Annotated in this window: 11 protein-coding genes and 1 riboswitch; of the genes, 2 read left to right on the forward strand and 9 right to left on the reverse strand. The window is 70.9% G+C overall.

Annotated elements, in window-relative coordinates; all coding sequences use genetic code 11:
- Positions 1-14: 14 nt before the first annotated feature.
- Together J5F18_RS14605 and J5F18_RS14610 are read left to right on the forward strand one after the other, a co-directional pair.
- A complete protein-coding gene (locus J5F18_RS14605) occupies positions 15-1,079 on the forward strand; it encodes an iron ABC transporter permease (RefSeq protein ID WP_346299302.1) in 1,065 nt (354 codons plus the stop codon).
- Positions 1,076-1,840, forward strand: a complete 765-nt coding sequence (locus tag J5F18_RS14610; protein ID WP_346302241.1) for an ABC transporter ATP-binding protein — start codon at positions 1,076-1,078, stop codon at positions 1,838-1,840. Before J5F18_RS14605 ends, J5F18_RS14610 begins: the two co-directional genes overlap by 4 nt.
- Before the next feature lie 11 nt (positions 1,841-1,851).
- Here the strand turns inward: J5F18_RS14610 and J5F18_RS14615 are convergent, their stop codons facing one another.
- The 9 genes from J5F18_RS14615 to J5F18_RS14655 form a co-directional block, all read right to left on the reverse strand.
- On the reverse strand, positions 1,852-3,636 hold the full coding sequence (locus J5F18_RS14615) for a fructose-specific PTS transporter subunit EIIC (protein ID WP_346299303.1): 1,785 nt from the start codon (positions 3,634-3,636) through the stop codon (positions 1,852-1,854).
- Between the two features lie 147 nt (positions 3,637-3,783).
- On the reverse strand, positions 3,784-4,551 hold the full coding sequence (locus J5F18_RS14620) for an ABC transporter ATP-binding protein (RefSeq protein ID WP_346299304.1): 768 nt from the start codon (positions 4,549-4,551) through the stop codon (positions 3,784-3,786).
- Positions 4,551-4,808, reverse strand: a complete 258-nt coding sequence (locus tag J5F18_RS14625; RefSeq protein WP_346299305.1) for an iron chelate uptake ABC transporter family permease subunit — start codon at positions 4,806-4,808, stop codon at positions 4,551-4,553. Before J5F18_RS14625 ends, J5F18_RS14620 begins: the two co-directional genes overlap by 1 nt.
- Positions 4,808-5,710 (reverse strand): cobalamin-binding protein, encoded by a 903-nt coding sequence (locus J5F18_RS14630; protein ID WP_346302242.1) that lies wholly within the window; start codon positions 5,708-5,710, stop codon positions 4,808-4,810. The genes J5F18_RS14625 and J5F18_RS14630 overlap by 1 nt, the downstream gene beginning before the upstream one ends.
- Positions 5,704-7,542 carry a TonB-dependent receptor gene (locus J5F18_RS14635; RefSeq protein WP_346299306.1) on the reverse strand — a complete coding sequence of 613 codons (1,839 nt, stop codon included), beginning with the start codon at positions 7,540-7,542 and terminating at the stop codon, positions 5,704-5,706. Before J5F18_RS14635 ends, J5F18_RS14630 begins: the two co-directional genes overlap by 7 nt.
- A gap of 133 nt (positions 7,543-7,675) precedes the next feature.
- A riboswitch (cobalamin riboswitch) is annotated at positions 7,676-7,919 on the reverse strand.
- Positions 7,920-7,976: 57 nt separating this feature from the next.
- Positions 7,977-8,405 carry a bifunctional adenosylcobinamide kinase/adenosylcobinamide-phosphate guanylyltransferase gene (locus J5F18_RS14640; RefSeq protein WP_346299307.1) on the reverse strand — a complete coding sequence of 143 codons (429 nt, stop codon included), beginning with the start codon at positions 8,403-8,405 and terminating at the stop codon, positions 7,977-7,979.
- A complete protein-coding gene (locus J5F18_RS14645; protein WP_346299308.1) occupies positions 8,360-9,004 on the reverse strand; it encodes a histidine phosphatase family protein in 645 nt (214 codons plus the stop codon). Before J5F18_RS14645 ends, J5F18_RS14640 begins: the two co-directional genes overlap by 46 nt.
- Entirely contained in the window at positions 8,956-9,711 is a 756-nt protein-coding gene (gene cobS, locus J5F18_RS14650; protein WP_346299309.1) for an adenosylcobinamide-GDP ribazoletransferase, read from the reverse strand. The genes J5F18_RS14645 and cobS overlap by 49 nt, the downstream gene beginning before the upstream one ends.
- The coding region (locus tag J5F18_RS14655; protein ID WP_346299310.1) for a bifunctional adenosylcobinamide kinase/adenosylcobinamide-phosphate guanylyltransferase at positions 9,708-10,136 on the reverse strand (429 nt) is incomplete at its 5' end. The genes J5F18_RS14655 and cobS, both read right to left, overlap by 4 nt.

A 10,136-nucleotide genomic window follows, 5' to 3' on the forward strand; every position in this document is an offset into this window, starting at 1 on the left:
CTCGACCTCGAGCGATGAGTTCGATCTCGCTCGCGGATCGGGCGCGGCTGGGCTGGCGCTGGGCCTGGCTCGCGCCGTCGCTGCTGCTGGCGGCCATTCTGGCCGGCACCGCCATCGGCGAGACCGCGATCCCGCTGGAGACGATCCTCAAGGTGCTGGCCAATCGCCTGTGGGGGGCGGAGCATGCCGTCGATCGCATCGACGCCGGCATCGTCTGGGACTATCGGCTCAGCCGGAGCGTGCTCGCCGCCTGCTGCGGCGCGGGGCTGGCCCTGGCCGGCGTGGTGCTGCAGGCGCTGCTGCGCAATCCCCTGGCCGATCCCTTCCTGATGGGGATTTCCGCCGGCGCCTCCACCGGCGCCGTGGCGGTGACCATCGCCGGGCTCGGCGCCGGCGCCATGACGCTCTCGCTGGGCGCCTTCGCCGGGGCGGGCCTGGCCTTCGGCCTAGTGGTGCTGCTCGCCCATGCCGCCGGCAGCGGCACCGGCGGCGGGCGCGCCACCCAGGCCGCGGGCGCCATCATCCTGGCCGGCATCGCCGGCTCCCAGCTGTTCAACGCCCTGACCGCCCTGATCATCGCCAAGTCGGCGAGTGCCGAGCAGGCGCGAGGCATCCTGTTCTGGCTGATGGGCAACCTCTCCGGGGTGCGCTGGAAGGATGTGGCCCTGGGACTGCCCGCGGCGCTGGGCGGCCTGCTGGTCTGCCTGTGGTACCGGCGGGCGCTGGATGCCTTCACCTTCGGCGCCGACGGCGCCGCCTCCCTGGGCATCGCCGTGCGCCGCGTGCGGGGCCTGCTGATCGGCGCCATGGCCCTGGTCACCGCGGTGATGGTCTCCATGGTCGGGGCCATCGGCTTCGTGGGGCTGGTGATTCCCCACGCCATGCGCTTTTTGGTCGGCAGTCGCCACACCCGGCTGGTGCCGGCCTCGGCGCTGGCCGGCGCCGTCTTCCTGATCGGCGCGGACATCCTCTCCCGCATCCTGGTGCCGGGGCAGGTGCTGCCGATCGGGGTGGTCACGGCGCTGATCGGCGCCCCGGCCTTCGCCATCATCCTGATTCGCGGGACGAGGACACGATGAGACTGACCGCGGAAGGCATCGACTACCGGGTCCACGGGCACCGGCTGCTGGACGAGGTCGGCCTCGCGGTGGCGCCCGGCGAGACCCTCGGCCTGATCGGCCCGAACGGCTCGGGCAAGACCAGCCTGCTGCGGGTGCTCGCCGGGCTGTGCACGCCCAAGGCCGGCCGCGTGCTGCTGGATGGCCGGCCGCTGCAGGGCATGCGCCGGCGCGATATCGCCCGCGCCATCGCCTTCGTCGAACAGCAGGCGGAGACCCTCGATCGCATCCACGTCCGGGAGGCGGTGGCCCTGGGCCGCACGCCCTTCCTCTCGCCGCTGCGCCCCTGGTCCGACGAGGACGATGCCCTCGTCGGCCGCGCCCTCGAGGACGTGGGCATGCTGGCGATGGCCGAACGCCTCTGGCATACCCTCTCCGGCGGCGAGCGTCAGCGGGTGCATATCGCCCGCGCCCTGGCCCAGCAGCCGAGGATCCTGCTGCTCGACGAGCCCACCAACCACCTCGATATCCGCCACCAGCTGTCGATCCTGCAACTGGTCAGGGAGCTGCCGGTCACGGTGGTGATCGCCCTGCACGACCTCAACCAGGCCATGACCTGCGACCGCATCGCCGTGATGGAGGCCGGGCGCCTGGTCGAGCTGGGACGGCCCGAGCGGGTACTGACCGCCGACCGGCTGCGCCGCACCTTCGGGGTGCAGGCCGATCTCCTCGACGATCCCATGGATCACGGCCGGATCCTGCGCTTCCGCCACGCCCTATAAGCGCTCCCATCTCACGTTCCTGATGAATGAGGCGGGTTTACACGGGCTTCGAGCGCGAGGGCCGGCTTCAGGCTGCCGACCAGCAGGGCGCTCACCAGCGAACCGAGGGCGATCGCCAGCAGGTAGTGAAACGGATTTTCGACCAGCGGGATGACGAAGACTCCGCCATGAGGGGCCGGCAGTTGGCAACCGAAATACATCGACAGGCCGCCGGCCAGCGCCGAGCCGACGATGCAGGCGGGCAGCACCCGGAGCGGGTCGGCGGCGGCAAAGGGGATGGCACCTTCGGTGATGAAAGACGCGCCGAGCACGAAGCAGCTCTTGCCGGCGCGCCGCTCGTTGGCGCCAAAGCGGCTGCGAAACAGCAGCGTCGCCACTCCCATCGCCAGTGGCGGCACCATGCCGCCGGCCATGACCGCGGCCTGGGGCAGATGGTTGCCCGCCGCGAGGGCGGCGATGCCGAAGGTGTAGGCCGCCTTGTTGACCGGCCCGCCGAGGTCCACCGCCATCAGCCCGCCCAGCAAGGTGCCCAGCAGGATCAGGTTGCCGACGCCGAGCGCAGCCAGCCAGTTCACCAGCGCGCTGTTGATAGCCGCCAGAGGCATCAGCAGCAGGTACATCAGGCCGCCGGTCAGCAGCAGGCCCATCACCGGGTAGATGAGTACCGTCTCCACCCCCCGCAGGCTGCGTGGCAGAGTGCGGCAGAGATGGCCGATGGCCAGCATCAGATAGCCGCCCAGCAGGCCGGCGATCATGCCACCGAGAAAGCCGCCGCCGGAATGCGCTGCCATGAAACCGCCGACCGCCAGGGGATGGTGGTCCGGGCTGTCCGGGTCGAACGCATCGATGCCGAACATGAAGGAGAGCGCGATCAGGATGCCGCCGCCGACGACGAACGGCAGCATGTTCGAGACGCCGTTCATCAGGTGCTGGTAGATGCCGGGACGGGTCGCGGCCGGCCGAGGCACGGCGTCGTCCCCTTCCCTGCCGGCGTAGACGGTCGCCTCACCGCTCAGGGCCCGTTCCAGTAGCCCCTTCGGGTCGCGGATCGCCTCCCGTACCGGCACCCTGATCAGCTTCTTGCCGACAAAGCGATCCATATCGACCCGGGTATCGGAGGCGATGACGATCACGTCGGCGGCGGCGATCTCCTGCTCGGTCAGGCGATCCCGCTCGCCGATGGCCCCGCGGGTCTCGACCCGGATCGGCTGTTCCATCCGTTCGGCACAGACTTTCAGCGCATCGGCCGCCATATAGGTGTGTGCAATGCCGGTCGGGCAGCCGGTCACCGCCAGCACCCGCGGCATCGACGGGGCGGCGGCAGCCTCGACGGCGTTGCCGGCCTGGGCGTCGCCGGCCAGCAGCCCGATCAACTCGTTCGCACTGCCCGCCTGCAGCAGGCGCTGAATATAGTGCGAGTCCCGCATATGCCGCGACAACGAGGCGAGGATCTTGAGATGCTCCTCGGCCACCGCGTCGGTTTCGGCAATCAGAAAGAAGATCCGGCTGGGCTGATGGTCGAGCGAGCCATAGTCGACTCCCTCCGGCGCGATGCCCACTGCGATCGCCGGCGTTCGGACCGCGTCGGTGCGAGCATGGGGGATGGCGACGCCGTTCTCGAGCCCGGTCGAGAACTGTTCCTCACGCTGGAGAATCGCCTCCCTGAACGCCTGCGGATCGATCAGCTTGCCCGCTTTGGCCAGCACCTCGATCAGCTCGTCGAGAATCTCGGACTTGGTGTGCCCATGCAGCCGCAGGTTGATCGTCTCGGTACTGATCAGGCTGGTAACCTCCATCGCACTCCCCGTCGCTGGCTGTTTTGTTTGGAGCTTAGACAGTTTTCCCGACGGCTACCGGTCCATGGCAGGCGCTCGGCTCTCTCCCCTTTCGGCCTGGCTCAGTGAGGGAGAACCCGTTCACGGACGGCCGGGGCATCTTGCCCGTCATCGCGCGGGAACGAAGACAGGGGCGCCGTCTACCCAGGCGGTGGCCAGGCGCTGGCCATAGAGGCGCTCCAGGGCGGCGGGTTCCAGCATGGTCTCCGCCGGCCCCCAGCAGGCTTCGCCATCCGGGTAGAGCAGCAGCAGCTGGTCGCACCAGCGGGCGGCCAGGTTGAGGTCGTGCAGGCACATCAGCACGGCGCGCCCCTCGGCGGCCTGCCCGGCGAGCAGGGCCATCACGCTGGACTGGTGATGCAGATCGAGATGGTTGGTGGGCTCGTCGGCGAGCCACAGGGCCGGCGCCTGCGTCAGCACGGTGGCGATGGCCAGGCGCTGGCGCTCGCCCCCGGAGAGGGTGCCGACCAATCGATCGGCCAGGTGGGCCACGTCGAGGCGTTCCAGGGCCGCCTCGGCCAGGCGCAGCTCCTCGGCGCCCTCCATCTGCCAGGGCGACAGATAGGGGTGGCGGCCAATCAGCGCCGTCTCGCGCACGGTGGCGGGAAAGCCGTCGTGGCGCTCCTGGAACACCAGCCCCAGCTGGCGCGCCACCTCGCGGCGACGCAGCGCGCCCAGCGGGCGCCCCGCCAGTCGCACCTCCCCAGCGCGGGGCGTCCTGAGCCCCGCCAGGGTATGCAAGAGCGTGGTCTTGCCGACGCCGTTGGGGCCCAGCACCCCCCACACCTGGCCCGGTTCCACCTGGAAGGAGAGCGCCCGACCGTCGGGGCGTCCCGGGACGTCGATCACCAGCCGCACGACCTCGAGTCGGCTCATCACTGACTCCGGTAGAGCAGGTAGAGGAAGGTCGGCACCCCGAGCAGCGCGGTGATCACCCCCACCGCGAAGGCGGAGAGCGAACGGGGCAGGCGCAGCTCGAGGACCAGGGTCTGGGTGAGCGGGCTGCCCTGGCCGCGCAGGGCGGCGAGGATCTCCCCCGGCGAGAGCGGCACGCTGCCCAGCGCCACCGAGAGCACCAGGGCCGCCAGGGCGACCAGGGCCAGCCACCCCAGGGGGCGCGCCAGGGTGACCATCAGGGGCGCGCCTCGCGTCGGCTGCGGACGACCTCGAGCTTCTCGCAGACGATCCGGCTGCCCTCCAGCAGGCGCGGCGTGGGCCGCTGGATCAGCGAAGGCGGTACGAAGAAGAGGTTGTCCTGGGCCACGGCGGTGAGCGCCGGGTAGCGGGTCCAGTGGTCGAGCCAGCCGCGGTTCTCCTCGCCCATGCCGCCGGCCAGTATCGCCTCCGGATCGGCGGCCAGCACCGACTCCTCGTCCAGGCGCGGCACCAGGCGGTCGAGATCGCCGAAGACGTTGACGCCGCCGCACAGGGTCAGCACCTGGCCGATCAGGTGCTCGTCGTTGATGGTCATCAGCGGCTCGTCCCACACCTGATAGAAGACCGCGACCGGCTCGGCCTCGCGGTAGCGCTCGGCGAGCGCCGCCATGCCCTCGCGAAAACGCTGCGCCTCCGCCCGACCCGACGCCTCGCTGCCGGCCAGGTGCGCCAGCCGCTCGATGGCGCCGGCCACCCCCTCGACGGTGCGCGGCTCGATCATGAAGACCGGCAGGCCCAGGGCCTCGAGGGCCTCCAGCTGCTCGAGGGGGTTGCCGGTGACCCAGCCGATCACCAGCTCCGGCGAGAGAGCCAGCAGCCGCTCCAGATCGACCCGGGTATGGCTGCCCACCGAGGCCACCTCGGCGGCCTCCGGCGGATAGTCGCTATAGGCCACCACCGCCACCACCTGCTCTCCCGCACCGGCGGCATAGACCAGCTCGGTGGCCCCCGGCGAGAGCGCGGCGATGCGCTCGGCGGGGGCCGGCAGGCAGATCTCGCGGCCGCGGTCGTCCAGCGCGCAACGCGCGTCCGCCAGGGCCGGCGCCGCCGCCAGGGGCAGCAGTGCCAGGGCCAGAGGCGTCAGCCGAGGGCTCACCAGCCACCGAAGTGCAGGCTGAGGAAGGCGGCGCGACCGGCGTTGATGAAATCAGCGCCATCGAAGAAGCGTGCCGTCGCGTACTCCTTGTCCAGGGCGTTCTCCACGGTCAGGCGGGCGGACCACATCGGCGCGAAGGCCCAGCCGGCGCGCAGGTTGACCAGCCCGAAGCCGGGCAGCCGCTCCTCGTTGGCGGCATCGTTGTAGCGATGGTTCTGGGCGATCCAGGAGCCGCCCAGGGACCAGTCGCCCAGCTCGCGATCGACATCCAGGCGCAGGCTCTGGGTGGCGCGGCGCACCAGGCGGTTGCCGGTCTCACGGTTTTCCGGATCGATCCAGGTCAGCGCCGTGGCCAGGGCCCAGTCGGCAAGCTCCACGCCGGTGGTCAACTCGACGCCGCGAATGCGGGCCTCGTCGACATTGAAGGGAGCAAAGCGGCCATCCTGAAGCGTGAAGGCGATCAGGTCGTCGATGTTGGTTTGGTAGGCGGCGAGATCCCAGAACAGTCGCTGGTACTGAGCGCGCACGCCCAGCTCGAACGTCTCGGAGGTCTCGGCCTCCAGGTCGGGATTGCCGAACCCGGGAAAGTAGAGCTGATTGAAGGTCGGCGCCTTGAAGGCGGTACCGACACTGGCCCGCAGGGTGTGCCGGCTATCCAGCGCATAGCCCAGCGCCAGGCTACCCGTCACCTCCTCCCCGAAGGCCTGGTTGTCATCGTGACGCAGGCTCAGCTGGACAGAGAGTGGCTGAAGATCCAGCAGCCCCTGGGCGAAGACGGCGGTATTGTCGCGGCTTGTCTCGTCGAAGGGCGTCGTGCTGCTGACCCGGTCCTCGCTGTGCTCGATGCCGGCAATCAGCTCATGAGGCCCGAAGTCGACCGTGTTTTCCCAGCGCGCAGTGCGGGCCTGAGTATCGAAAACGGCATCCCCGAAGTCGTCGCGGGTGTCACTCTCATCCCGCGCCTCGCTAAGCGTCAGGCGGCTGCGCCACCGGTCGGTGATCGGTAGCTCGCCATAGACACCGGCCACCTGCTGGATGAAGTCGGTATCCCCGCCATCGAACTCGGTATTGCCGCGAGCGCGCAGCGCCAGCACGCCGAGCTCGGCGTCGTTGCCAAAGGTGTGGGAGAGCCGCGCCAGGCCGCTGGTATTGTCATAGCCCTTATCCTCGCCGCCCTCGCGCACCGGCACGCCGTCGGTCTCGAAGCGACTGCCGGCAACGTAGTAGCGGGTCCCGCCGCTGCCGCCGGCGAGCGACGCACTATAGCGCTGGGTATTGAAGGAGCCGCCGCCCACGGAGACGCGCGGCTGGGGATCGCCCGCCTCGCCCTCCGGTGTGAAGAGCTGTACCACGCCGCCCATGGCATCGGCGCCGTAGAGGCTGCCGCGTGGGCCGCGGACGATCTCGGCGCGCTGGAACAGGCGCGGGTCGAGGAACTGCCAGGCGGGGATGCCGGCCGTCGCCGAGCGCAGGCGAATGCCGTCGATCAGCAGCACGTGCTGGTCGCTGTTGGCGCCCCGCATGAAGACGCTGCTTTGCTTGCCGAAGCTGCCGTTGGTGGTGACGTCGACGCCGGGCTGGCCGCGCAGCAGGTCGGTGAGGCTCGCCGGATCCTGGCGACGCAGGGTCGCCTCGTCGAGCACGGTGACCGAGGCGAGGCTCTCGTCGGCGGTACGTGGCGCCAGGGTGGCGGTCACCACCAGGGGGTTGAGGCGCACGGCCTCATCGGTGTCGGTCGCGGCGGCCTGGGCCCAGGCGCCCTGGGCGGCGATGGCCAGCGGCAGCGCGGCCAGGGCGCAGGCGGCCCAGCCACGGCAGGCGTGAGTGGTGTTCATGTGGTGTCCCTTGCTCGCCGTGCTCACCCGCACGGCATTCTGCTTCTGATGAGCCGGAAGGCGGGAGCGAGGGAGACGGGAGGGGACGGCGCGGCGTAGCGCGCGATGCCCTGCCGGATGACCGCCCTCCGCGATTCGGCATGCGCTCTCGGGCCGGTCTCCGGACTGACGAGCGAGGACCCGGCGTGCCGCCTGGGGCCCTGCTGAACCGCCGCCTTCCCATGCCGTGGGCACAGTGGCGCTGTGGCGGTTCTTGACTCGATCACCGTTGCGGGGGCAGCGTCGGAGTGGCGGATCGCCTGGAGGCGCATCGCGCACCGACTTCCCGTTTACCTGGCGGCACTCACGCCGCCAGCACCTGAGAGTGCGCGTACGCTAGCAATCAGCGCCCCTGGGGTCAACGTCGAAAGTCGAACAGCTGACTTAAAGGCATTCTATTTCAACCGCTTGCACAGGCCGTGACGCACCTGCCAGACGCCCCGGCAGCGCGCGGCCACCGCCTGGTTCAGCCAGCCGTTGAGGTCGCGAAGGCGGCGCGCCTCGGGCGCCATGGGCACGATGCCGCCGCCCATCTCGTCGAGGATCAGCAGCGCCTCGCCCCCCGGCTCGCACTCCCACTCCCCCAACGCCGCGAGCTGGTCGCGCCAGGCGGCGCGCACGGCCTGGTCGTCGGCCGTCCTGGCCAGCCGGGCCTCCAGCCAGGCCGCCCAGCCGCTCACCACCAGGATCCCGCCGGCTGCCCGGCGGCTCGCCCAGGCGCCCGGCGACTCGGCGGCCCCCAGCCGATGCCAGCTCGCGTCGGGGTAGCGCTCGGCGACTAGCGCGCGTCGCCCCGAGCAGGCACCGCCGATGACGCACAGCATTGCCAGCCTCCCCTGTCGGTGTCATGCCCATACTCGATCACGAAGCGCCGCCCCTGGGCCTGGCCCACCACCCCCGCCCAGAAGTCGCTCGCCTCCAGGCGGTGGCGCAGCTCGCGGATGGCGCCGCCGTGGCTCACCGCCAGCACGCGCCGATGCCCCTGCTCCCGGGCCCCGGCGAGAACCTCCTGAAGCCAGGCCTCGAGCCGCTGCCAGAGCGAATCGGCGGACTCGCCGCCGGGGGGCGCCTGTCGGCCGGCGCTGTCGACCCAGGCGCGATAGCGCGGGTCATCCTTGAGCTCGTCCCAGGTGCGCCCCTCGTAGTCGCCGAAGTCCAGCTCGCGCAGCCGGGGGTCGAAGCGGACCTCGCGCTCCTGCCCCGCCCAGATGTGGGCCAGGGTCTGGCGACAGCGGGCCAGGTCACTGCAGTGCACGGCGTCGAAGGCCTCGCCCGCCAGATGGTCGCGCAGCCGATCCATGTCCGGCACGGCATCGGGCAGCAGCAGCGGGATGTCGCGCTGGCCCTGATAGCGGCGCTCGAGGTTCCAGGCGGTCACGCCATGACGAACCACCACCAGCTCCAGGCGCTGAGCAGCAGCCATAGTTCTCCTCCCTCGATGGCGGCACCGACGATATCGCCGTTGATGCCGGTGAAGACCCGGACCATGACCAGGCCATACAGAAACAGGAAGACGCAGAGGGCGCCGAGCAGTCCGGCGCCGCCGGGCAGGAAGCCGAAGACCACCAGCAGCGGCAGCAGGGCCAGCGCCAGGTCATGCCGCGCCAGGTGCCGGCGCCAGCTCCAGGCCAGCCCCTCGCGCCGCGCCAGGGGGGCCAGGCGCAGCAGCGCGAGCGCCCCGAAGCGCGCCAGCGCCGGCAGCGCTACCCACAGCCAGGGGCTCGCCCCGGCCTCGAGCAGCGCCCAGATCAGCATGCCCTTCCAGGCCAACAGGAAGAGCAGCGCGAGGATCGCGAAGCTGCCCACCTGGCTGTCCTTCATGATCGCCCAGCGCCTCTCCAGGGGCGCATTGCTGCCCAGCGCATCGGCCACGTCCATGACGCCGTCCAGGTGCAGTCCGCCGGAGAGCGCCACCCACAGGCTGAGCAGCGCCAGCGCCAGCAGCGGGGTGGGCAGGCCCTGGGCCAGGGTGGCGACCAGGGCCAGGCAGGCGCCGATCACCAGCCCCACCAGGGGAAAGGCCCGCAACGCCCAGCGGCCGGTATCGGCGTTCCAGGGGCAGGCGATGGGCAGGGGAATCCGAGTCAGGAACTGCAGCGCCAGCACCAGGCCATGGACGGCCTCTCTCATGACGGCATCTCCCCCTCCACGATTTTCCAGTCGATGGGCAGCCCGGCCACCACCTCCACCACCCGGTCGGCCTCGGCGGCCAGCTGGCGATGCAGCCGCTGCAGGAAGGCCAGGTAGCACCAGGTCTCGGCGTCCGTGGGCGGCAGGTCCTCGTTGAGGTCGTTGGAGACCACCACCAGGGCGATATCGCGGGCCCGGGCCGTCTCGATCAGCCGGGCCAGCAGCGCCTCGCCCTCGGCCTCGCTGCCGCCCCCGGCATAGAGCCACTGGCTGGCCCAGAGGGTCAGGCAGTCGAGCAGCACGGTGTCGCCCTCGCCCACCCGGGCCAGGGCGGCGTCGAGGGCCAGGGGCGCCTCCAGGGTGTGCCAGCCGCCGCCACGTTCCTGGCGGTGGCGGGCGATGCGCGCGGCCATCTCGGCGTCCGA

The sequence above is a fragment of the Halomonas sp. BM-2019 genome, from assembly GCF_017584085.1.